At 41.2% G+C, this 25341-nt stretch carries 18 protein-coding genes and 1 pseudogene; 12 read left to right on the top strand and 7 right to left on the bottom strand.

Annotated features, from left to right (window positions below):
• Window positions 1-157 precede the first annotated feature (157 nt).
• From BT_RS12460 to BT_RS24640, 6 genes and pseudogenes are all read left to right on the top strand, one after another.
• Window positions 158-3562: a TonB-dependent receptor gene (locus BT_RS12460; RefSeq protein WP_008765142.1), complete on the top strand. Its 3405-nt coding sequence runs from the start codon at window positions 158-160 to the stop codon at window positions 3560-3562.
• Window positions 3563-3573: 11 nt separating this feature from the next.
• Complete coding sequence (locus BT_RS12455) at window positions 3574-5292, top strand: RagB/SusD family nutrient uptake outer membrane protein (protein WP_005681494.1); 1719 nt, start codon at window positions 3574-3576, stop codon at window positions 5290-5292.
• A gap of 177 nt (window positions 5293-5469) precedes the next feature.
• On the top strand, window positions 5470-7332 hold the full coding sequence (locus BT_RS12450; protein ID WP_011108305.1) for a beta-N-acetylhexosaminidase: 1863 nt from the start codon (window positions 5470-5472) through the stop codon (window positions 7330-7332).
• A 27-nt stretch (window positions 7333-7359) separates the two neighbouring features.
• Window positions 7360-9228 carry an FAD-dependent oxidoreductase gene (locus tag BT_RS12445; RefSeq protein WP_005681492.1) on the top strand — a complete coding sequence of 623 codons (1869 nt, stop codon included), beginning with the start codon at window positions 7360-7362 and terminating at the stop codon, window positions 9226-9228.
• Window positions 9229-9319: 91 nt separating this feature from the next.
• Complete coding sequence (locus BT_RS12440) at window positions 9320-10489, top strand: metallophosphoesterase (protein ID WP_005681491.1); 1170 nt, start codon at window positions 9320-9322, stop codon at window positions 10487-10489.
• Between the two features lie 884 nt (window positions 10490-11373).
• A pseudogene (locus BT_RS24640) lies at window positions 11374-12728 on the top strand (reverse transcriptase domain-containing protein).
• Window positions 12729-13046: 318 nt separating this feature from the next.
• On the opposite strand, the gene BT_RS12425 reads toward BT_RS24640, so the two are convergent.
• The 5 genes from BT_RS12425 to BT_RS24635 form a co-directional block, all read right to left on the bottom strand.
• Window positions 13047-13253 carry a hypothetical protein gene (locus BT_RS12425; protein WP_011108304.1) on the bottom strand — a complete coding sequence of 69 codons (207 nt, stop codon included), beginning with the start codon at window positions 13251-13253 and terminating at the stop codon, window positions 13047-13049.
• An 8-nt stretch (window positions 13254-13261) separates the two neighbouring features.
• On the bottom strand, window positions 13262-13657 hold the full coding sequence (locus BT_RS12420; protein WP_005681487.1) for a hypothetical protein: 396 nt from the start codon (window positions 13655-13657) through the stop codon (window positions 13262-13264).
• Between the two features lie 5 nt (window positions 13658-13662).
• Complete coding sequence (locus tag BT_RS12415; protein WP_005681485.1) at window positions 13663-14943, bottom strand: C10 family peptidase; 1281 nt, start codon at window positions 14941-14943, stop codon at window positions 13663-13665.
• A 32-nt stretch (window positions 14944-14975) separates the two neighbouring features.
• Complete coding sequence (locus BT_RS12410; protein ID WP_005681483.1) at window positions 14976-15815, bottom strand: hypothetical protein; 840 nt, start codon at window positions 15813-15815, stop codon at window positions 14976-14978.
• 1115 nt (window positions 15816-16930) lie between these two features.
• On the bottom strand, window positions 16931-17098 hold the full coding sequence (locus BT_RS24635; RefSeq protein ID WP_007748797.1) for a hypothetical protein: 168 nt from the start codon (window positions 17096-17098) through the stop codon (window positions 16931-16933).
• 192 nt (window positions 17099-17290) lie between these two features.
• Here BT_RS24635 and BT_RS12405 point away from each other — a divergent pair, with 192 nt between their 5' ends.
• On the top strand, window positions 17291-17494 hold the full coding sequence (locus tag BT_RS12405; protein ID WP_032839158.1) for a helix-turn-helix domain-containing protein: 204 nt from the start codon (window positions 17291-17293) through the stop codon (window positions 17492-17494).
• A gap of 11 nt (window positions 17495-17505) precedes the next feature.
• Window positions 17506-17799, top strand: a complete 294-nt coding sequence (locus BT_RS12400) for a helix-turn-helix domain-containing protein (protein ID WP_005681481.1) — start codon at window positions 17506-17508, stop codon at window positions 17797-17799.
• 84 nt (window positions 17800-17883) lie between these two features.
• Here the strand turns inward: BT_RS12400 and BT_RS12395 are convergent, their stop codons facing one another.
• On the bottom strand, window positions 17884-19095 hold the full coding sequence (locus BT_RS12395; protein WP_005681480.1) for a site-specific integrase: 1212 nt from the start codon (window positions 19093-19095) through the stop codon (window positions 17884-17886).
• Between the two features lie 19 nt (window positions 19096-19114).
• On the bottom strand, window positions 19115-20344 hold the full coding sequence (locus BT_RS12390; protein ID WP_005681479.1) for a site-specific integrase: 1230 nt from the start codon (window positions 20342-20344) through the stop codon (window positions 19115-19117).
• Window positions 20345-20408: 64 nt separating this feature from the next.
• On the opposite strand from BT_RS12390, the gene BT_RS24450 reads away from it, so the two are divergent.
• The 4 genes from BT_RS24450 to BT_RS12375 all read left to right on the top strand — a co-directional run bounded on the left by BT_RS24450 (window position 20409) and on the right by BT_RS12375 (window position 25303).
• A complete protein-coding gene (locus BT_RS24450) occupies window positions 20409-20828 on the top strand; it encodes a tyrosine-type recombinase/integrase (protein WP_008765140.1) in 420 nt (139 codons plus the stop codon).
• A 371-nt stretch (window positions 20829-21199) separates the two neighbouring features.
• On the top strand, window positions 21200-22546 hold the full coding sequence (locus BT_RS24630; protein WP_225011914.1) for a hypothetical protein: 1347 nt from the start codon (window positions 21200-21202) through the stop codon (window positions 22544-22546).
• Between the two features lie 122 nt (window positions 22547-22668).
• On the top strand, window positions 22669-24090 hold the full coding sequence (locus tag BT_RS24625) for a hypothetical protein (RefSeq protein WP_225011916.1): 1422 nt from the start codon (window positions 22669-22671) through the stop codon (window positions 24088-24090).
• 118 nt (window positions 24091-24208) lie between these two features.
• Window positions 24209-25303: an OmpA family protein gene (locus tag BT_RS12375; RefSeq protein ID WP_008763632.1), complete on the top strand. Its 1095-nt coding sequence runs from the start codon at window positions 24209-24211 to the stop codon at window positions 25301-25303.
• Window positions 25304-25341: the final 38 nt, after the last annotated feature.

The raw sequence follows: 25341 nt of genomic DNA, 5'->3' as shown, positions 1-25341 counted from the left end.
TTTAATATTTCTAATGCCTATGAAACAATAAAGAAACATTTAAAAAAGAAAAGGGGACAGTGCTGCAACACCATCCCACATTTTCCATCAGTTTATACCAACTGACAAAATAGTTCTAGATCAAGTTAAACCTAATAAACTAATATGTTGCGAAAATATGAAAAATTCTCTATACCAGGAATTATTTATAGAAAATAAACAGTTATTCCGTATTATGAAAATTATTGTTTACGTCTGTTTCTTATGTGTAGGAAATCTTCTAGCTATAGGAAGCTATGCGCAGACAGCTCATGTTACGATTGTTTCCAACCATATAACAATCGGACAAGTGATTAATGAAATAGAGAAACAAACGGACTATCTGTTTGTATTCAACGTAAAAGATATCAATATCAAACGTAATGTCAAAGTGAATGCGAAAGATAAAGCCGTTAATGAAGTTTTGAATGATATATTCAAGGATACAGGCATTCGCCATGCTATAGAAGGTAAAAACATCATGCTCATTAACTCTACGGATAAGGAAAAGGGTGCGCAGCAAAAAGATTTTTTAGTTACGGGGATAGTAAAAGATGAAAATGGTGAGCCTATTATCGGAGCAAATATTCAAGTCGTAGGAAAATCGGCAGGCACAATTACGGATATGAACGGACGTTTCAGTATCAGTGCCTCTGCCAATTCTACATTGCAAATAACCTATATTGGCTACCAAACGCAGACTGTCAATATCGGCGAGCAGAGGAATATTAACATTATTCTACAGGAAGACAATGCGCAATTGGATGAGGTAGTCGTAGTGGGGTATGGTACGATGAAGAAGAAAGATCTCACCGGTTCGGTAACAGCTGTTAAAGGAGACGAACTTGCTGCCCGTCGTACCACCCAACTTTCCACAGCTTTGCAAGGCGCGCTTTCCGGAGTAATGGTCAGTCGTGACAATGGAGCTCCCGGTAGTAGTGCTTCTATCCAGATACGTGGTGTAACAACTATTGGTGATTCCAGTCCGTTGGTGATTATTGACGGAATTCCGGGTGATATCAACTCCGTAAATCCTGAAGACGTAGAAAGTATGTCCGTATTGAAGGATGCTGCTTCGGCTTCGATCTACGGTTCACGTGCCGCAGCCGGTGTAATTGTCATCACGACCAAACGTGCCAAGAGCGGTGATGTGGCTTTGAGTTACAACTTTGAGTACGGGTGGGAAATACCGACTAAGTTGCCGACCTATGTAGGAGCCCAGCGTTACATGGAAATGGTAAATGAAACACGCTATAACGATAATCCAGACGGTGGATGGTACCAAACATATACGGAAGATGAAATTACCAACTGGAGCATAAATAATGCGACTAATCCGGACAAATATCCTATGACGGATTGGGGAGATATTCTGTTGAAAAGCTCCGCACCCCGGCAGACACATACTCTAAGCATTGTTGGTGGGGGTAAGATTATTCGTACAAAAGCCTCTTTCCGCTATGACAAAACGGACGGCCTCTATGTAAACAAGGAATATGACCGTTTTATGGTACGCGTGAATAATGATTTCAATATAAATAAATATATTTCCGCAAATCTGGATTTGAACTTTTCCCGTTCTAAAGCTCTCTCGCCTAATTCCAACCCCATGGGGGCAGGTGGACGAAACATTCCGCCAATTTATGCTGCTACATGGACCAATGGCTTATGGGGTGATGTGAAAGATGGAGAAAATATGCTGGCCAAAATTACAGATGGCGGCACTTTTACCAACTGGGGAACCAATATTGGCGGTAAACTCGGTATTGACATAACTCCTGTCAATGGGCTGAAAATATCAGCAGCCGTGGCGCCCAATTTCAATAATGTAAAGAAGAAAACTTTTGTCAAACAGATTCCATACACCCGTTCAGAAGATCCGAATACCACTGTTGGTTACATGGGAGGTTATCGCACTACCAATTTGACGGAAAATCGTAATGACAGCCATGATATAACAACACAGTTCTTTGCCAACTATGCCAAGACACTGGGGCGCCATGATTTCTCTGTCATGATCGGTTACGAGGATTATTATGCTTTCTGGGAAAACCTGGATGCATCCAGAGACCAGTACCAGTTGACAAGCTATCCTTACCTGGACCTCGGTTCGGAGGATTATCGGGATAATGGTGGCAATGCGGAAGAATATGCTTACCGCTCATTATTCGGACGCATGACCTATAGCTATGCAGACCGCTATCTTATCCAAGCAAATCTCCGCCGGGATGGTTCTTCACGTTTTGCATCCAATTGTCGTTGGGCCAATTTTCCTTCCGTGTCACTTGGTTGGGTAATTTCTGAAGAGAAGTTTTTCAAGAATATAAATATGGATTGGTTTTCTTACCTGAAATTGAGAGGCTCTTGGGGAAAACTGGGAAACGAACGTATCGGGGCTTATGACGATGACGGTAACTTTATTTATAATTATTACCCTTACCAGGCTGCAATTGATTACAGCACTGCACTATTTCAGAATTCACAGGGGATTGTTTCTTCCGTGACTACGGCCGCACAGCAGAAGTATGCCGTACGAGATATTTCATGGGAAACAACAGAAAGCTGGGATATCGGTTTAGATGCTAATTTTCTGGATAACCGTCTGCACTTCTCCGCTGACTATTATAGAAAAAATACGAAGGACATGTTGCTGGCACTGGAAATTCCACACTTCATCGGCTACGACAACCCGGAAGTCAATGCCGGAAACATGCACACTACCGGCTATGATATTGAAGTTGGCTGGAGGGACAAAGTCGGTGATTTCACTTACTCCATTTCCGCTAATCTGTCAGATTTTACCTCCAAAATGGGAAACCTGAATGGTACACAGTTCCTAGGCAATCAGGTAAAAATGGAAGGAAGTGAATATAACGAATGGTATGGTTACGTAAGCGATGGCTTGTTCCTGACTCAGGAAGACGTGGACAAGTCGCCCAAACTGAACAACAGCGTCAAAGTGGGTGATATTAAGTACAAGGATATTTCCGGACCGGACGGTGTCCCCGACGGAGTTATCTCACCTGAGTATGACCGTGTACTTTTGGGCGGTTCCCTGCCTCACTATATGTTTGGACTCACTTTCAATGCTGCCTATAAAGGCTGGGACTTTGGATTGACACTACAAGGTGTTGGAAGTCAGAAATCTCAAATCAGTGCTGCAATGATTGAAGGGCTTCGAGACAACTGGCTCAATTTCCCTACTATTCTTGACGGCAATTATTGGAGTCCGAAAAATACGGATGAGCAGAATGCGACAGCCAAATATCCGCGCCTGACTCGCACCAATCGGGATGCTAATTTCTGTATGTCTGATTATTGGCTTTACAACGGTCGGTACATTCGTTTAAAAAATCTCTCTGTCGGTTATACGCTCCCCAAAGCATGGACTACGAAGGCGTGTATGAATACAGTCCGTCTTTATGTAAGCGGAAGTGACCTGTTTACCATCAGTAATGCCCCCAAAGGATGGGATCCGGAAGTAAGTACAGAAGGGTATCCTATTACCACCTCTCTAATATTTGGTGTTTCTATTAATTTCTAGCCATAAAAAACATGAAAAAGTTACTCTTATATATCGGGGCAGGAATACTCTTACTCTCTGCCTGCCATGATCTCAATTTAAATCCATTGTCAAGCGGTTCTACTGAAAACTGGTATTCCACGGAAACTGAAGTGCAGATGGCCGTTGATGAGTTATATCGATATGACTTCTGGCCGGAAGACGGACAACAACAGACCGACTGGTCGGACGACTATACTTCACGCGATCTCCTGACCTCTTTTGATGACGGAACTCTAAATGGACAAAATGCTTGGGTTACCAGTTTATGGGGCAATCAGTACAAAGCTATTTCACGTGCCAATGCAGTTATTGAGAAATCGCATCGTGCTATCGAAAATGGCGCATCTGCCACTACTATTAACCGCCTGATTGCCGAAGCCAAATTCCATAGAGCTGCCGCTTATGCCAAACTGATTGTAAAGTTCGGTGACTTACCATTGGTATTAACCGATGTAAGTACAGAAGAAGGGTTGACAATGGGACGTACGGATAAATCCATCGTATTGGCACAAATCTATAAAGATTTTGATGATGCAATTAGTGTGCTTCCAACTTCCTATACTGACCAACAGCGAGCCACCCAAGGTGCTGCACTGGCACTAAAAGCCCGGGTTGCCTTGATTATGGAAGATTGGGAAACAGCGGCCGATGCAGCCAAGGCGGTTATGGACTTGAATATTTATGAATTGCATCCCGATTTTGGCAATCTTTTTTTGTCTACTACAAAAAACTCGAATGAATTTATTTTCAAAATTCCACGTGATGCTACATATGACATTTATCTGGGAACAGGAAACGGAGGAGTTAACCAGGTATACAATGATCTACCCCGTAACGTAGGAGGATGGACGCAGACCTGTCCGTCATGGGAGTTACTAGCTGCATTCACCTGTACCGACGGTCTGCTTATTAACGAATCACCACTCTTCGATCCGCATGAACCATTTGCAAATCGTGACCCACGTTTAGCAGAAACCATTGTACCATTTGGTTCCAACCACCTCGGTTATGAATACAACCCACACCCGGAGGCACTGACGTGTATGAACTATAATACGGGTGAAATCGTGACAAATTATGATACACGTGCCAATGCCCAATATGCTTCTTTCGATGGTCTGGTGTGGAAAAAAGGGATAGACGAAACATGGCTTCAGAATGGTTTCAAGGTAGACCAGGATATTATCTATTGTCGTTATGCCGAAATATTGTTGACATATGCCGAGGCGAAAATCGAATTAAATGAGATAGATAACTCCGTATTGGATGCACTGAATGAGGTTCGGGCGCGTGCTTATGGTGTGGACAAGTCCGATAAGGCAAGTTATCCGGCTTTCACTTCTAACGACCAGTCCACACTTCGCCACCAGCTACGTGTAGAACGTCGTATGGAAATGGCAAAGGAACACATGCGATATACGGATATCATCCGTTGGAAACTGGCCGAAAAGGTTATGAATCGCAAGACATATGGTATCCTTTATCCGGCCTCACTATGTATCGAACGGGTAACCAGTCAGGGAGATTGGTTTTGGGCTTTCACACCGGAAATGGACGAGGATGGTTGTGCAGATTTCTCCAAATTGGAAGAAGCGGGTAAATGTCAGGCACTTGCTGTACGTAGTTGGAACGATCGCCAATATTTGTGGCCTATCCCTACTACGGAACTTCAGATCAACGAGAACTTAAAACAAAATCCCGGCTATTAAATGCAGGAAAGTTGTTGATAGTCCGGGAAAAGGTAACTCCTTAATTATTCACCCTTTTATTTTTCTAACTTTATGATTGGAAAGAGCTATATTTTTCACCTTTTTCTATTTCTTCTCATATTACCAGACAGTATTTATTCTCAAGATAATATTTGTCTGATCCCGCAAGTTGAAAGCATGGTCCGGAAAAAAGGTACGCTATCCATCGAACGTCTGGAAAGCATCCATTTCCCGGACGAATGGAAAAATACAGGAAACCTCCTTGTCAGCGATCTGAAAGAACTGGCAAATTTGTCTGTCATGGTGAATGCCTCAAATCCTTCCATTCATGTAAAAAAGGTGAAAATGCAGGAGCCGGAAATGTACATGCTGGAAATTACAAAGCAGGGGATCATCATAGAAGCAGGTGACCAGACAGGTATGATTCATGCTTTTTCCACTCTTTTACAATTGATTCTGGGAAGTGAGGGAAAAGAGTTACCCCGGTTCATAATCCACGACAAACCCCGTTTTAGTTACAGGGGAGTCATGATAGATTGTAGCCGCCATTTCTGGACTATCGAACAACTTAAAAAGTATACCAAACAATTGGCCTTTTTTAAACTTAACACTTTACATCTGCACTTGACAGACAATCAAGGCTGGCGTCTGTATCTGGACCAATATCCGGATTTAGCGTTCAAAGGTACGTACTACCGGACATTCGAGGATCTATCGGGACATTATTATCGTAAAAGCGAGTTGCAGGAATTGATCAACTATGCCGCCATGTACGGCATAGAGATCATTCCGGAGATTGACCTTCCGGGACACTGTCTGGCCTTGCTTGCAGCCCTTCCCCAACTGTCATGTAAAGGCGGAAAATTTGAAGCCTATCCAGAGGAACTGGACGGACAAAAACGGAAGAGAGCAGATGAGAATATGCTGTGTATAGGAAATCCTGAAACCTATAGGTTTGTGGAAAAACTGGTAGCAGAACTCACTGATCTCTTCCCTTCATCATTCATACATCTGGGAGGAGATGAAGTGTCGACACATCTATGGGAACAATGTCCGAAATGCCAAAAGATTTACAAACAAGAGAATATGACTTCATGGCACGAGTTACAGGACTATTTTACGAAACGAGTTAGTGAAATTGTACGTTCCAAGGGAAAAAGGATGATAGGTTGGGATGAAATAAATGACCGTAATGCCGCTGACATCAGTGACGTGATCATGATCTGGCAACGTGATGGAAGAGAACAGCAACAGAAAGCTTTGAAAAGAGGGTTGTCAGTCATTATGTCTCCTAAGGATCCCTGTTACTTTGATTTCGGGTATTCACGGAATTCCACACGCAGATTGTATGAATGGGAACCAGTTGGCAAAGAATGTACGAATACTCAAGCACATCTCGTCAAGGGAGGACAGGCTAATTTGTGGACTGAATTCATTACAACCTCGGATGAGGTGGAAAGGATGTTATATCCCAGAACTTGTGCCTTGGCCGAAACCCTCTGGAACACGAAAGAAAAGAAAGAATGGGAAGGGTTCCGACAACGTATCAGCAAGTTCGGTGCTATTATGGAAAAACTGAATATCTGTTACTTCAAAGACGAGGATTGGGATAACACAGGTTTTGTTCCGCAAAGCGAACAAAGGCCCCGTCTTGTATGTCCTGCCCGTATCGATACCAATATGAAGGGAATCAAGTATTATATGCCTGAATATGCGTTTGACGGTGATATACAGACTTTCTTTGCAACCCCCTATTCCTTAAAAAAAGGAGATTATTTTACTCTTACTTTGGAAAAAAGACAAGCAGTACAGGAAATCAGAATTGTGTTTGATGTTTCAAAGGAACATCCGGAACATGTACAATTATCTGTCAGCGAGGACGGTACAATATTTAAGAAAGTAGCTGCAGATAACAAAAATGGAGAATTGTCAGCATCTTTCAGTACACTAGCCATGATTAAAGCCCTCAAAATGGAATTGACAACTCCACTGATGGCCCGGCTGACTATCAAGGAGATTATCCTTCGCTACTATGAATAAACAAGTATAAGAATAATGAAAATTGTTATGATAAAAAAAATTATATATATTTCTCTCATCTGGATGGTATTTCACGGAGCGAGTCTTCATGCTGCCAGTTTATTGGTAGAAGCAGAAAGTTTCACGGAAAAAGGAGGCTGGGTAGTGGACCAACAATTTATGGACTTGATGGGATCACCTTATTTACTGGCACACGGTCTAGGTAGTCCTGTTGAAAATGCGAGTACCAATGTACAACTTCCAGAAAATGGCACATATTATATTTTTGTACGCACCTACAACTGGACGTCTCCATGGCAGGAGGGTGAAGGGCCCGGATTGTTCGGTTTGTCAGTAAACGGAAAGAAAATCTCTTACCGGTTGGGTATTATAGGCAATCAGTGGATATGGCAGTATGCCGGGCAATATCAGGCAACAGAAAAGAATATTCACATTGTTTTGCATGACTTGAAAGGTTTTGACGGGCGGTGTGATGCTATTTATTTTACGACACGGAAAGATGATATTCCGCCATCGGATATGGCGGCTTTAAATAACTTTCGTCGTGCTAAACTTGGATTATTAGCCCCCCCAAAAACAGAATCATATGATTTAGTAGTTATAGGTGCAGGTATTGCAGGTATGAGTACAGCAGTATCTGCCGCCCGCCTGGGCTGTAAAGTCGCACTTATCAATGATCGCCCTGTAGTCGGTGGAAACAATAGTTCCGAGATTCGTGTTCATTTGGGAGGAGCTATCGAGATCGGAAAATATCCTGAACTGGGGGGGCTGCAAAAAGAGTTCGGTCCCGTCAAGGAGGGTAATGCACAACCGGCAGGCAATTATGAAGATCATAAAAAAATGGAATGGCTGCAAGCTGAAACTAATGTTTCCCTGTTTCTTAATTATCGGGCATTTTCGGTGAAGAAGGAAGAGGACCGGATCATCTCGATAACCGCTTGTCATATTGAATCCGGTGAAGAAATCGAATTTTATGGTCGTTTATTTGCTGACTGTACTGGTGATGGCACTATCGGTTATCTGGCCGGGGCAGACTATCGTATGGGCCGTGAAAGCCGTTCTGAATACGGTGAGACTATAGCTCCCGAAATAGCTGATAGCTTAGTAATGGGCACTTCTGTTCAATGGTATTCTGTGGAAGACACAAAAACATCCTATTTTCCGGAATTCCGGTACGGCATCGAATTCAATGAGGAGACCTGTGAACCTGTCACTTATGGTGAATGGACTTGGGAAACCGGAATGAATAAAAATCAGATTAATGATTCTGAACAAATACGTGACTATGGAATGTTAGTTATATATTCTAATTGGAGCTACTTGAAAAATCAATCGGAACGAAGAAAATATTATAAAAAACGTTCATTGGAATGGGTAGCCTACATTGCCGGAAAGCGGGAATCCCGGAGGCTATTGGGCGACTATGTACTGAAAGAGGATGATTTAACAAAGCACGTAGCCCATGAGGACGCATCTTTCACTACTACCTGGAGTATTGATCTGCACCGGCCCGACCCCGAGAATACCCGGTATTTCCCGGGACGGGAATTCAAAGCGACGACAGACCATGTAGTAATTTATCCCTATCCTGTTCCCTACCGATGTCTTTATTCCCGTAATATAGACAATCTGTTCATGGCAGGACGCAATATCAGTGTCACACATGTTGCCTTGGGAACCGTACGAGTTATGCGCACTACAGGTATGATGGGGGAAGTTGTAGGCATGGCAGCCTCACTATGCAAAAAATATCAAGCCACTCCCCGTGACATATACCATTATTATTTGGAGGAATTAAAATCACTCATGCAAAAGGGAGTGAATAAAAAGGGATTACCGAATAATCAACGATATAATGAAGGAGGCAGGCTAAACCAGATACCGAAGGTAAAGTAAGGATACATCTCTGTCTGCCAGATTTCCACATACGAAAGTTTAACAATTTATTAGATTAGGCATTATGATAAGAAAAATCATATTCTTAGAAATGTTATTATTGGGAATAGCTACATTCCTGTATTCGCAAGATGAAATTTCCAAAATAACAATAACTCATGGACCTTACTTGCAAAACGTGGGATCTAACGAAGCTACCATTGTATGGATAACGGATAAGCCCTCTATAGGATGGGTGGAACTGGCCTCAGATGGCAACGGCAGTTTTTACGCCAAAGAGCATCCGCGTTATTTTGACACGTCTAATGGCATCAAGAATACATCAACCATCCATGCCGTTAAAGTCAAGGGACTGACACCGGGAAAACAATATCGTTACCGTGTTTTTGCTCAGGAAGTGTTGAAACATACTGGGTATAAAATCATTTATGGAAGTTATGCTTCCACTGATGTCTATTATCGTAAACCGCTTACTTTTCATACCTGCAATCCGCAAGCGCCTGCCACCTCTTTTGTAATGGTCAACGATATACATGGGGACAACAAACTGCTGGAGGACTTAATGTCCCGTTGTAACCTTACGCAAACCGACTTTGTTCTTTTTAATGGTGATATGCTCTCTTTCATAAATAGTGAAGATCAGCTTTTCAAGGGGTTTATGGATACGGCTGTACGACTTTTCGCTTCTGAGATCCCGATGTACTACGCCCGTGGCAACCACGAAACACGGGGAGTATTTGCAACCGAAATCCAACGTTATTTTTCTCCCTGTCAGGAACATCTTTATTATGCCTTTCGACAAGGTCCTGTCTATTGTATTGTTCTGGATACGGGAGAAGATAAGCCTGATTCTGATATTGAATATGCCGGTATTACCCAATATGACCTCTACCGTACCGAACAGTCCGAATGGTTGGCCAGTATTTTGGAAAGTACCGAATATAAAGAAGCGCCTTTTAAAATAATTGTAGCTCACATTCCTCCCGCAGTTACTGAAGCTGGTCCCGATGAGGATTGGCATGGAAATGTAGAAGTAGAGCAGAAGTTTATGCCTTTATTACGCCAGGCTTATCCGGATTTAATGCTTTGTGGACACTTACATCGTTTTGTGCGTCATGATGCCACTGACAAAACGTCTTTCCCCGTAGTAGTTAATTCCAATACATCTTTGCTACGTATTTATGCCACGACCACACAGATGAAGATAGAGGTAATGGATCGAGACGGAAAAATGCTGGATGAATTTATCATAAAAAAATAAAAAGCTTTGCATTAGTACTTGGCAAGTAATTATTCGGGTGACAATTACTTCTTAATCAATGAAGCTGGTTTCTGCAGATTCTGCATGTATGAGAGGCTGATGAATTTAGGAATAACCAACATTTACGGGGTAATCCAGTCGATGTGCCTACCATGAGCAAGGAGAAGTTACGCAAGACCAATGCTGTGAATTGTAGCAAATTGGCCCACGAGTTACCTTTCGGTTCATTTGAAAAGGAATTATATTCTGGGGAGGAAACCACAAAAATACGCTCTTTATAAGACTAAGAAACCTGATTGCAAAAGACAGCATACATACCAAGAACCGTATCAAGTCTTTGCTCGTTTTTATGGTGTGGAAATATCGAGAATGTTTGCCCGATGTACCATTAGCTAGGGATATTCCTAAAATAGGAAAATTTAAGGCAACTAATTCATTGCGAGTTAGTTGCCTTTTGGAGTTTGCCCGACATGGGCATAATCTAATGGGTGTAAGTCCCCATCGCAGCCTTATATCGGCAAGCGTACAGCCGACGGCAATGGTGTCCGTAGTGATTCGGCATCTAAAGGAAGTCTTAGGCAAAGCACTGACCTGACGTACAGAAACTTGATACTAAGGCATATGAGTGTGGGTAAGTCTGCCAAACAAGATAAAGCCCTATAGCTATATGGAACACTCGGTGTAAATCAAGCAGGTATAAGTGTGAAAGATTATATTCTTAATCGGGGAGGTCTCACGGACGTGTGGAGCATGTGTTTAGATTGCCAAACACGGAGTAAAGCTTATTGTGAGAAGTCAGCAGAAGCCATAGTACTTAAGTTCTTTTTAAGGAAGGGCTGAATCGCAATAGCTATAAACACGTAACTAACTCTAAATAGGAAAGAATGCATAAAATAAGAGTCATAGAAAGTACACTTGGCTACCCTCAAAAGAATAGGATGGAATCCGAAAGCTATGAGGGAGTGCAGACCTATATGGACATGAAAGACGGCAGTTTGATAGCAGTGCAACCAAATAAAGATGACTTAATGAGTCAAATTCTTTCTCCCGACAATCTCAATCGTGCCTATCTACAAGTGGTACGAAACAAAGGGGTTGGAGGTGTTGATAGAATGGATTTTAAGCAACTGCTTCCCTATCTTCATGAACACAAATCAGAACTTATCGAGTCGATACGCATTGGAAGGTACAAACCGAATTCAGTGCGTAGGGTAGATATAGCCAAGGATAACGGGAAGAAACGGCTTATAGGCATCCCAACCGTTGTTGACCGCTTGATACAACAAGCCATCGTCCAAGTGCTATCGCCTATCTACGAACGCCAGTTCAGCCCAAGCAGTTTTGGGTTTCGCCCCGACGTAGTGCGCATGTAGCATTGCTCCAAGTGTGCTGTTATACAAGCGAAGGCTACAAATATGCTGTAGGCATAGACCTTGTTAGATTCTTTGATACGGTAAACCATAGTTTCTTACTGAGAATACTATCAAGGACAATAAATGACGGGCGTGTCATTTCTCTTATACACAAGTATCTTACAAGCGGAGTAATGATAGGTAAGCATTATGAACCAAGTATAGAGGGTACACCACAAGGCGCCCCTTTGAGCCCCTTGCTCAGCAATATCCTGCTGAACGAACTAGACAAGGAATTGGAGAGACGTGGACACTGCTTTGTACGCTATGCAGATGATAGCATGATACTGTGCAAAAGTAAGAGGTCCGCCGAACGCGTATGCTCAAGCATAACGGACTTTTCCTTCTATTTCACGAAAGGCAAATGCAGGCTGTGTGTTCACAAGACAACAAAAGAGAAATTCAAACGTAAGGTTAAATCTCTTACCAGACGTAGTAACAGCATGGGTTATGCCCAACGTAAAGAGATACTCTGGCAAACCTTTAGAGGTTGGATAGGGTATTTCAAATATGCAGACATGAGGAGTCTGCTGATTCCATTAGACCAATGGTATCGCAGACACTTGCGTATGTGTATATGGAAATGTTGGAAGAGAGTGAAGACTCGCTTTTCAAATTTGCAGAAATGTGGAATACCGAAAGGTAAGGCTTAGGAGTGGGCAAATACTCGGAAAGGGTATTGGCGTTGTACGCGTGCCTTTCTTCAGAATGCTATTGAGGACGAGTCTCTTCGGAAAGCGGGGTATCCAATGTTATCTCATCTTTATAAGCAAATACATATAGATTGCGAAACCGCCGTATGCGGAACCGTTTGTACGGTAGGGTGAGATTGTGCCACGAGAAGCATGTGCTAAATGCTTCGCAACTATGTAGGAGATGAGGGTAGGTCCCTCGCAATCAACTTGCAGGAATCTCCTCAGTACTGAATGCTTTGATAAGATTGCTGTCGACCAATTCTTTAAGTGGACATCAATTCCTACATCTAATGTGTTACTTTGTACACGTCTCATAAGCTATATCGTTTTAGTTAATGAGTTATGACTTCAATATAATATGAAGTTTACTAAAATGGTATAGCTTTTTTAGTGCTATCTACTGTTATCCGTCACTTCAGATTTTAAACATAGAAACTTATTTTTTTATAATCATACCGTCCAATTTATTATTAATTTTCCAGCAAGGATACCTTCGTCAGCCACCATACGTTTCATTGGAAGATCCCGTAATCCATTTATAAAATCAATAGCTGATTTTAATGGAGGTTGATTCTTTATAGTATCACTTGAAATATAAAACTTAGTTCTAGAACTAAAAAGTAAGTAAACAAAAAGGCGGAGAATAGCAGTCTCCACCTTTTTATTTATTCTTTGGCCTTTTGTATTATAGTAATTGTATTATAGTAATTCCCTGCTTGTATAACTGTTGTAAATCTCCTTTCCAAGCCTGTTAAATTTGAATCAATCCTGATAAAGATTGATTTGCGACCTGTTTTCTCCACATAAAGTCCACCACCTTCTATTACTTGAACATTAAGGGAGTGTGTTCTATATATCGTGTCTTTAGTAGAGATTTCAGTCAGCCACCAGTCGTCACCTTTCCTGGTTCGTAACTCTATAGAATCTTTACTGGATTTAAAAAATACCTCTTTAGTCTCTAGGCCTATCGTATCTGTTCCCTTGCCAACGACGTCATTGCTACATGAAATGAATACAAATAAAAGTAACACGAAAGACAGAAAATAATAAGTTTGTCTCATATTTCTTATTTTATTATGTTAATATATGGAATTATTTCTACATTATATGGATAATTACCCTTGCCGGCTGCTCTAGTAGAAGGAAAAGTAGGTCCTTCACCTCCATTAAAAATACCCGCCAAATAATAACCATTACTATTACCATTCCAGCCCCAGTTTAGATGCAGGTAATCTTCTTTCTCCGTATACGAATGATGAACTTTATCGCTTCCTTTTCTATAGACATCAACATTTCTCTCTCTATGAAAATAGCCATCAGAAACCCAAGCATGACCATTTTGGTAATATTTAATACCCAGTATTTTCTTTCTTACCGAATTGCCACATATTATAACCGGACATTTAGCTTTAATAGATGTTATAACATCCCATTGACTATAAATTTGAGGATTATTGGGTTTCCTATATCCCATTTTCTCGAAGCATTGTGGTATATTTTTTCTTTTAGCTCCGCTTGTATCTGTTCCCCAATCCATTTTAACCAAATCACCTATAGAGCGGAATAAATGGGCAACTGCTGGAGTGGTGGGGAATTGTTTCATTTCAGACCAATTATATGACACCCCATTATACCCTGAAGGTTTTTCATGATATGCCATTACTTGAGCTATTGCAGTAGCTACACAGCCTGTGAGGGCTCTTTGTCCTTCTATAAGAGGTGCCGCATTGTTATATGGACTCCTTTGTCCCCATTTAACAGAAATCAAAGGTTGTACTCTTTCCGTTTCTTCCCATTCTCCAGGTTTCTTTATATAAATAGGACGTCTTCTACCCCTTGTTTGAGATGTGTCTAAAGAGTTATCGTCATCATTTTCTTCTTTGAACTCTATCTCATACTTTTTATTATTAGAAATGTAATTTTGAACTAAATCAAAAAAGAAAGATAATTCCTGATATTGAAGCGTGTCACTTAAAGAAAGATTGCCAGACTCTGAATAAGCAATAATAGGAGTTGTATATAGGTTGGCCGATACTATTGCATAGCCATTGCCACCCTCTGCATTGGCTATATAAAATGAGGGATATGTCTGATTAGTAATTGTATCTCTATAGAAATAGATTTCATTGTTTATTGAATAATTAAGAAAAGAGCTATTTCGTGTATTGTTTCTATTATTTTTAATAAAAAGTTCCACTTCAATAATAGCATTCTCTTTAGTACGATAAGTCGGGGCTTTTTCTGTTAAAGATGGTGGCGAAGATTCTTGTTTCATTACTTCTGTGTCATCGGAACATGAAGTTAAAAACATAATTGTCAAAATCAATAAATGTGCATGTTGTTTCATAATTTATATAATTAAGGTTAATACTGAATACGTTAAAAGTCAAAAGTGCCATGTTTATAAGAGGACCGGGAAGGTTTATAATAATCCTCACCCGGGGTCTGGGGTTGTATAAAATCTTGTCTGAATATTTCTGTAGGATTATCTGTAATTAAATCTGCATCATGGGTATATATGTTAAAATAGCACTCTGGATCTGTTTTTTGGTTATATGGTCCTTCTCCCACAAAAGAAAATTTGTAAAAACCAATTTTTTCTCCGTCTTTTCTGACTGTAAGGAACCAGACATTACCACTACTTATCGTTTTAAATCTCAATCCGTTTAATGATGAATAAGTTTCCTCTATAAACTGGCCATTCAAATATGTCTGTTTTTTACAAGTAAAAGGTAACTCAAATCTACCACCTTCAGCTGGTAGAATAAAAGGATTCTGTTCCGAATGGATTTTATACACAAATGTCAACTTTCCTTTATCTATAATTAGTGGAATTTTTTCTACTTTTATGCCATTAATAGTAGAGTAAGAAATCTGTAAATCAGCATTCAAAATTTTATCTTCTTTATTAATATTTGAGGTTATATTTAATACTACCTGATCGCCCTCCACTTTTATTTCTATATCAGAAAAAAGAGTTTTATCAAATTCTACCGAAACATCCCTGGGAATAATCGGAACCTCTGAACTTAAAACATCATCTATTAATGTTTTTTTTATAATCGTAATCGTAATAATACGTTTCTCTCCAAGACAGCTAAACGGTTTGGATGCGTCCTTACTTGTTAATACTTGATACTCTGTTTTTCTATTGTTTTCCTCTTTTTGACAGGATAACAATGCTAAAGAAATAAACAAAAGAATAAATACCTTTCTCATATTAATGCAAATTAGTTACTATAAATAAAAGTAATATTTAATATTGTTGAAACCTCAACATCTGATACAATCTTCAAGGTCTTTTGTAGAGTTTACAAACTTATTTCCAGCATTATAAGACAATTAAACAACAAACTTTTTGTTTTGAGGGCTTATTTTGACCGTTATCTTTTCTGTCTTATTGGCATGGTTATAAAACATACAGTATAATTCTGGGAAAAGACGTTGAATTTCTTTATAATGCAAAAACTTTTTTCATGATAAAATTAATAATATCATACTACAAAGATAAGACTAAATCGATGTTTTATAGTTATGGAAGAAAATATAAAATCTAACAAAAACATTTATACACATCTTATAATCAGATATTTATTATTGAGATGCTTAATATTATCTAACGTAAGACTAACATTTATATTTTAAGACGTTTTGATGTCGACTTAAATATCCAATATTAGTTTCTAAAATAAATAGTAATATACAGGTATACTATCTCAAACGATTGAATTTTGCTTCCGTTAAATACATATATGTCTCAGTACCAAGAAGGGGTAGTACAGTTGTCGGCAAATACGAATATCCGATCGTTTTTGAGTGCAATAAAGTTTATTGTATCGACTGGCTGTATTTTGTCGGCAATATGAAGGAACTACTTAATTATTTTGAACTGATGGACTAAACGAATGAAAGTATACTTCTGCATCACCTGCCATTATATAGTAAGTCAGGCATGTATCAAAAGGTATAGATTTTGTACTGCCATTTTTTAAGAAGTGGATAGGCCTACTGGGTGAAGGCTTCTTTGATATACGAGGAAAAATGGGTAAAGGCGTACATTATCTTATGGATAAATATACCTCAAAATATATTCCTGAATGAAAGTTGTATATTCTGGAATATATTTTGCTTTTAACAGAAAACAAGTTTCGCAAAGAAAATCTATGAATTGAGACTTCTATTCTCTCACGAGTTGTGAAGCATCCGATAGTACAATGGAAAATATCCCTGATTGCCGAAGAAACGTGATTCTCCCTCATTCATCGCCAAATAAAAACGGGAGAACCGAATGCTCTAGGTATTGCTCATATCCTTTACGTACTCAGGTAGTCCGCCTATGGGTTGGGAAATGCCCGTTTGGCAGGATTTTTTTCCCTTATATAGAACACAACGGGCTCATGAGTGACACATTCTTCGGATGGGTATAGCGGATTCAGATACCCCTTTATAAATATCTTTTCATCTCCTGACAATTGCTGACTATCCATGACTATTCCTGCCATCAGTCCGGTCCAGTTTGGCAGGTATCGTTTTTTCTCTTACATTCGCATCAACGAATATTTAAAATCGATCATATGGAAATATATTACATTGAAGCCGGTATCTTTGACAGGATGCTGGGATGTGTCGAAAGTCTATCGACACGCGTGGACAGGCTGTATGAGAAAAATGCGAATAAAGGGGTTGGTGAGTGACTGGACGGTCAGGATGTCTGCCTGCGCCTTGACATTTCTTCCCGTACCCTGCAGACCCTTCGTGATACCGGACGGTTGGCGTTCACCCAGGTTCAGCGTAAATTTTATTACAAACCGGAAGATGTGGAGAGGCTGATGACTTATGTCGGTATGAGGCGCAAGGAGAAGGCGGTGAGAGACAGAAGAAAAAGCAATAACTTTTAAAAAAGCAAGAAATGGAAGGAATTATCGGTAAGGAGAGTGAGAGTATCCTGCGTTTCTTTATTCTGCTGGAGAATATTCAGGTAAAAATGGATCAGCTAATGGAGGGTAACCGCCCGCCTTTTAACGGTGAACGGTTCCTGACTGACAGGGAGTTGTCCGGGCTGTTGAAAATCAGTCGCAGATGTCTGCAGGATTATCGTGACCAGGGTCGGCTCCCCTATGTCCAACTGGGTGGAAAGGTGCTGTATAAAACGTCGGACATTGAAAAATTATTGGAAGGTAACTATCACAGGGCGCTGATATAATATTGCCCTTTTTAGGCTTTAATGGGATGAGTGTTGGGACTGTCAAGGATTCCGACACTCATCCCATTTTTTATCTGGACATTTTTAGCTCTTAACCCAGTCCGTATCCTTCCGCTTTCTTCTTTTCATGAGCCAATCCATGTCCGAGGATATTTTCTGGTCAGTGACTTGCGCATATACCTGCGTGCTATTGATGTTTGTGTGTCCCATCATCTTGGCGATGCTTTCTATCGGAATACCGGAGGTCATCATTAGAGTTCCGAACGAATGCCTAGCCATATGATAGGATAAATTTTCCTTCATCCCCAGTGCTACACCCAGCCCGTGGACCTCGTACCAGAGGATATCCCGGACCGGTAACGGAAAGACCGGCTTCTCGTTATCCGTGGTGTTGTAAAGTTCTAGTATTTGTTCGGCTACCGGGTGTAACGGGATAAATGCTTCTGCGCCCGTCTTAGCCCGGCGGATGCGGATGTATCTTCTTCCTAGGGAACTCTTTTCAATGTGGCGTGGATGGAGTCTGCGCGTATCCACATAGGCAAGCCCTGTGAAAGAGGAGAATATGAATGTCCTGCGTGCCAGCTCCATCATCGGGTCGGGCATCGGGGTCTCCATTATCAGTTTCAACTCATTGCGCCCGATGTGCTTCAATTTCGGACTGTCCTTCTTCTCGTATGCCACGTCCTCTATCGGATTGGCTCTCAATACTTCCCGGTCCACAGCGATATAGATGAGCCTGTTAAGCCAGCACAGGCAGTGGTTCACATGTCCGTTCCCATGTCCCAGCTCTTTCTTGAGAAAGATTTTGAAGGATTCGGCGAACTCCTCGGTGATGTCTGAAAAGGCGATGTCCCTCATCCCCCTGGATTCGATGAACTGCCTCAGATTGAGCTGGGTTGTCTTTGACTGGCGATAAGTTGAGGTGGAGTTAATCTCGACTGAACGGATTCTAAGCCGTTCCCGTTCTGCCTCTCCGGTCTGCAGCAGGAATTCCGGAATGGAAACGGTATTTGATACGGTAGCTTTGAGTAATTCCGCCGTGACCACTCCCTGGTTCTTCAGCAGGTTCCCGTATGCCTCTTCCAGTCGGCTGCGGAAAGCGGTAAGGCGGTTGTTTTCTTTGTTCATCCTGATTTCTCCTTTGTTACTGTCCCAGTCACTGGGCTTGCAATAGATGCCTGTCGTGACAGCTGACTTCCTGCCGTCGATGCTGATCCGGCAGAGGATGGCTGTCGTTCCGTCCGATTTCACCTTGTTACGGTTGATGTAGAACATGAGTCTGAATGTACTGCGCATGGTAATGACGTTTTTAGGATTAAAGAATTAGTTTGAGATCACGTGTCGCCTCAATGAACCTGTCCATGTCTTCGAACAGTCTCTTCGGGGTTACACGGGCGTAGATTTGGGTGGTCTTTATGTTGGAGTGTCCCAGCATCTTGCTGATGGTCTCGATCGGCACTCCCTCCTCGAGTGTGATCAGAGAAGCGAAGGAATGCCTTGCTGTATGGTAGACAAGGTCCTGGCTGAGTCCTGCCATCAGGCGCAGGGATTTCATATTGGCCCTGAGCGTATGGTAGTCCTGCGGTGGAAAGAGGGTCATGCGGGCATCATCACGGTACTTTTCGATCAGCACGAGGGCTTCCGGCAGCAGCTTGACGCGCCCGAGGTAGTTGGTCTTCTTCCTCCGGTACTTCAGCCAGAGATTGTTTTCTTCATCCGTGAAGAGGTTCTCCCGAGTGATACTTACCACATCAGCATAGGCTGTGCCGGTGTAGCAGGCGAAGAGGAAGAGGTCCCGGGTGATGACATGCGACCTGCGTTTCTCTGGAATCTCCAGATCACGCAGTTTCTCGAAATTCTCCCGGCTGAGTGCTTTCGGTGTACTTTCCTTCTGTTTGGGTAGTTTGAAGTGGCAGAAATGGTATTTCTCCGAATGTCCCTCCTTGTAGGCGATACGGCAGATCTTTTTCAGGATGGCCAGGTAGCCGCGAAGCGTGTCCACGGCATGTCCTTTTTCCATGAGGATGAAATCCTGATAGTCGCGGATGAACTGCTCGTTGAGTTGCCCGAATGCCAGGTCCGAGACCTTGAACTTCGCCTTGATGAATTCGGAAAGCGTGCGGTAGGTGAAGAGGTAGGTCGAGAGTGTGGTGGGCGCACGGTCTACGCCAACACGGGCCTTCATTTCCCCATTGTGTCGGTCGAGAAGCTTGAGCAGGGTCATCTGTATGCCCGCATTACCCTGAAACATGTCCCTGACCGCGGCGGCATCGAAGTCCTTTTTCCTTTCCATGAGGGAATTGAAGGCCGAGTGTACGGCAAGCAGTAGCCTCTCTATTTTTTCATTGGTTTCCACCGCTTTCCGGCTTTTGCCGTTCAGCCGACTCTCACGTGCGTTCCATAGCTCAGGGGTACAGGATAGCTTGCAGCTGAACTGCGCCATCGTGCGGTTGAGGGTGATCCGTCCCATGATCGGGGCTTTGCCGTTCTTGTCCGGCTCGCTCTTTTTCAGGTAGAGCAGTACCTTAAATTTTTCCACTTTCATAACGCTCTTTTTTAGGTTGTAAAAATACTCCTTTGAAAAGCGCCCTTTGGCATGCAAAATATTGATGAACAGTGAATACAAATCCGCTTTGTTCTTATCGATAAAAATCGGTTACCTGTCGTCGTTTCAGAAACAGGCGGCTAACAGCCTGGTAACTGAAACGCTGCAATATTTTGTTTTCTTTTGCAGGCCAGCCTATTCTGCAATTCTCGTAAAGTGCTTAATTATAAACGTTTTACGTTTTATACTCGCCATTCCGTTTTTTACTGCATTTCTAAATATTACTTATACTGCCCGTCATACATGGGCTACGATGGCATATTATAGTGAAGTGCATCCCGGTATCATTTCAGAAGCTATGGGACATTCATCTATCACAGTAACAGAGACTTATCTGAAACCTTTTAAGAATAAGAAAATTGATGAGGCTAATGCAACGGTTCTCTCTCCCTTTAGAAAAACGTTTTTGAAGATAAGTTGCTGATAAATATGGTGTTACTTCTTAGGTAACGGCAAGAAAACACGCTGCAAATATGGACATATTTTGGAAAACATGCAAACAAAAAAGATATTATTTCTAATAAACAACTAAAAAAAGGAAACACATCAAACAAAACTGCGGATTTTTTGTGAAGAACACACCTTGCTCTCTAATTTTTGCAAAAGATTTCCCTCCCCTCTGCCGTCTCTCCAAAGCAGGGGTTAAAAATATCATAACTTATTTATTGAAAATGGCCCGCAGACGCTTCTGTCGGAGTGGGAAAATGTATTATCCCGTTACCTAAGAAGTAACGGGCGAGTATTATTTGAACTTAGTGTTTAATAATATATTATTAATGTAATTTTTAAGTAGTTATGAAGAAAAAATTTGTTAGGGTGATGCTTTTCGGAGCGTTGGCGCTTGCTACCGGTGCATCGTTCGTAGGTTGTAAAGACTACGATGATGACATTGATGCGGTAAATGCCAGAGTCGATGGAATTGAAAAAACTCTCTCGGAATTGCAAGCTCAAGTGGGAGGCTATGTGAAGTCTGTGGTGTATGATGCATCTACAGGCAAATTAACAGTGACTGGTGCGGATAGTAAAGAGTACACTATACCAATGCCTGAAGAATTGCCATCGTATACTCTTGATGTGACAAAGGATGGTAAGATTACTTTGAAGAAGGATGGTAAAGAAGTTAGTTCTGGTACTATCGACATTCCTGAAATCCCTGAAATTCCGACGTATAAGGAATTTGATCCATTGTTACTGACTGTAAAAGATGGCTATGTTTATTATGATGGCACAAAAACTTCTGTTGCGATTCCTGAGACCGCAAAAGGATCTATTACTGCTATCCTTGATGAAAAAGGAGTCGTTACAGGATATAGAATTGTAACGATCGAAAACGGTAAAGAAGTTACTGGTGAATTCTCTGTCATAGACGCTATACCTTTGAAGGGATTAGTATTTGAGCCCACTTGCTATGTGGGTGGAATCTCTGCATTGAAAGCTAACAACTTGACTTATAATGCATGGTCTCAAAATGCGTACGCTAAACCGTCAGAAACCGGTGAAACATATAAGTCTAATCCTACACTTTCTTATATTACTCCGCAAATCTGGGCATATTACCACATGAATCCGGCTAGCGTTTCAATGGCACAGATTGAAAGCCTGAAATTCCTTTCAGGCGATAAGGATTATTATCCAGTTTCTCGTGCTGCTGCAATGGATCCAACTGCTAATATAAAGAAATCAGATGTCGTAACCGAAGACGGACAACGTTATCTTAAAGTTGCAATGGATGCAGATGCAGAAAAGATACCGGCACTGAATTCTGGTAAGGTAGCTGTATATGCTTTGCAGGCTCAGACCAAAGCTATTGGTGCTGACGAAGCTAAAGTAATTACCTCTGATTACGCTAGTATATATAAGGTACTTATGAGCGACTTCGTTCTAGAAACCAAAATTGATGCAGAAGACGTAATCTTATATGGACAAAGCATTTCTCGTACTGGTTCTACTCCTAATGCTAATGCAGGTAAGGCACAAGAAGCTATTGATGCAAATGCAGATTACACTGTAGCTACAGATGGTACACTTAAATTAGCAGATAAAATCTCTACTTATTATAAAGAAAACAATGGTACTGAATTAGTTAAGATGACTAATATTAAAGATAACGGTCTGAAATATGTCTTCACTGCTTCCAATTAATTGGTGGAGCTAATAATGAGACAGAACAGAACTCATTCTTTAATGGTAGTGATGCTGCTAAAGGTATTATTAACCCTGAATATAAAGGTCAGGATTCTGAAGCAACTGAACATCGCGAGCCATTGTTACGTGTAGAATTGGTAGATACCACTAAGGTTCCTAATCAGGTAGTTGCTGTAGGATGGATTAAGACAAAGATTGTTAAGGGTACAATTGACGGATTCGGTAAAGTATTCACTAAAGATACTTATTACTATGGTTGTGAGAACAATGTTGCCAAATTGACTTACCTCAACATGAATGATGTTTATGCTGAAGCGAAGTTGAACAAGCCTGACTTCCATACAGCATATACATTGAAGAAAGATGATGGAGGTGCTATCGCTTTGGGTGAAGGAAGTACAGGAACAGTAACAGAAGTAACGGATCCTGAAGCTATTGCTACTACAGTAGTAGAGTGGACAGTAACTCCGGCAGAAGCTTTGGCTCTTGTTAAAAAGTCGAAGACAGAGATGTTCGCTACTGTGACTTATGAATCAGTAGACGGAACTCGTGGAGATATCACAATTACGATGAAAGCAAGCATCGCAATGCCTAGTGGAGTAATTAAGAATGACCAGAAGATTACTGAAGCTTGGTCACCTGATAAGTCTTATGTAAAAGCTGATGTGAAAGAACCGGTTACTGTAGCAGTAACAGACTTCAAACTTGATCTGTTTGATGTATTTGAAGGTCGTAAGGTTGTTGTTTCTGACGTTACAGAAGCGAACTTCCCATCATTTACGAAGGATAAGTTGACTGCGAAGTTTATCTTCTCAGGAGCTAAGGATGTAACTATCGGAACTGATAAATACACATTCACTGTAACAGCTAACGGTACTCAATTGAATGCTAGCAAGAATAGTGCTACTGCAACTAAGATTGCTACAATTGATGCTGACGGTATTATTACTTACAATAAGGCTGACGAGAATGCACATGCATTGTTGAATAAGTCTGCTTACAACGTGGATCCGTTCACTGTAGGTATTGAAATTGTGGTAACTAACGAATGCGATGAAATCTTACCGTTGACTGGTAACAAATTTGATGTGAAGTTCTTGCGTCCTATCAATGTAGTTGACTTGAAGTCTGCCGAATTGCAGGATGCAACTACAGGAACTGCTAAGATCGACATGAGCAAGTTACTTGGTTTGACAGACTGGAGAGGTCAAGCGTTTGCTGTAGCGCCTATCGATTTCTATACTTATTATGGAGTTACTGGTAGTGCAATTTCAATTGATAAGGATCAGATCATGACAACATTGAATGCAAGCGAAGCTGCACCAAAACTGTTGAAGGACGTTGCACCTAACATGTCAATTAATTACACATGTGATCTTCAGAAAATAGGTGGTGACATAACGTATGGTGACCTTGTTTATGCAAACGGTAAGTTTACTATAAATGCACCATTCAAACTGTTTATTCCTGTAACGGTTAAATATACGTTCGGTGAAGTAACCAGCACAGTAACATTAACAATTACTCCGACTCACCAGTAATTGATTGATCTCTCACGATAGCAATATCGACAAAGATAAGAAGGGTATCTTTTTCAAAAGAAGGATACCCTTCTTTAATAAAGTTAATGCAGTATCATATTAAAAAGAAAAGATAAGCATGAACATAAAGAAATTGTGGATGCCTGTATTCGCCTTACTATTAAGTAGTACAGTCATTTCCGCACAAGAACAAAGAATAAAAGAAGAAGGTAAAACTGAATTCAAACCTCATTGGTTTATGCAAGTGCAAGTAGGTGCTGCTCACACACTTGGCGAAGCTAAGTTTAGTGATCTTATATCTCCTGCAGCAGCGATAAACGTAGGTTATCAGTTTGCTCCTGCATGGCGGGCACGTGTTGGTGTCAGCGGATGGCAGGCAAAAGGAGGCTGGGTTTCTCCGCAACAGGATTACCAGTACAAATATTTGCAAGGTAACATTGACATCGTTTCTGATCTTAGCACATTGTTTTGTGGTTTTAATCCCAAACGTGTATTCAATGGTTATGTCTTTCTCGGAGGAGGATTAAATCGTGGCTTTGATAACGATGAGGCGAATGCACTGGATACACGAACCTATGAGATGGAATATCTTTGGCGGGACGGAAAGTTTCTCATTGCTGGGCGCATGGGTTTAGGATGTAATCTGCGTCTGAATGATCGCTTGTCCATCAACATCGAAGGTAATGCAAATGTCTTGTCCGACAAGTTCAACTCAAAGAAGGCAGGAAATGCTGACTGGCAGTTCAATGCTCTCATTGGTTTGAATATTAAATTCGGTAAAGGCTATACGGAAACTAAACCTGTATATTATGAGGCAGAACCTGTAGTAGTGGAACAACCGAAGCCTGTTCCCGTGGTAGAACAGCCACAGCCGAAGAAAGAAGTTGTAGTACAGCCAATGAAACAGGATATCTTCTTTGCTTTGAACTCAGCGAAGATACAAGACGATCAAAAGTCAAAAATAGATATGTTGGTAGAATATCTGCAAAACAATCCGGCTGCAAAGGTTAAAGTGACAGGCTATGCCGATGTAAATACAGGCAATCCTAAAATCAACAAGTCGTTGTCTGAAAAACGCGCAGGCAATGTTGCGGATGCTTTGAAGGCAAAAGGAATAACCACTGACAGAATTATGGTTGATTCCAAAGGAGACACTGTTCAGCCATATAAAGCACCAGAAGAAAATCGTGTGAGTATCTGTATCGCCGAATAAACAAAGTTATTAACAAGATATTATAAGAAGATATTCTA

The sequence above is a fragment of the Bacteroides thetaiotaomicron VPI-5482 genome, assembly GCF_000011065.1.
GTDB lineage: Bacteria > Bacteroidota > Bacteroidia > Bacteroidales > Bacteroidaceae > Bacteroides > Bacteroides thetaiotaomicron.
Note: the sequence above shows the minus strand (reverse complement) of the source record. Positions and strands in the feature narration are given on the sequence as shown.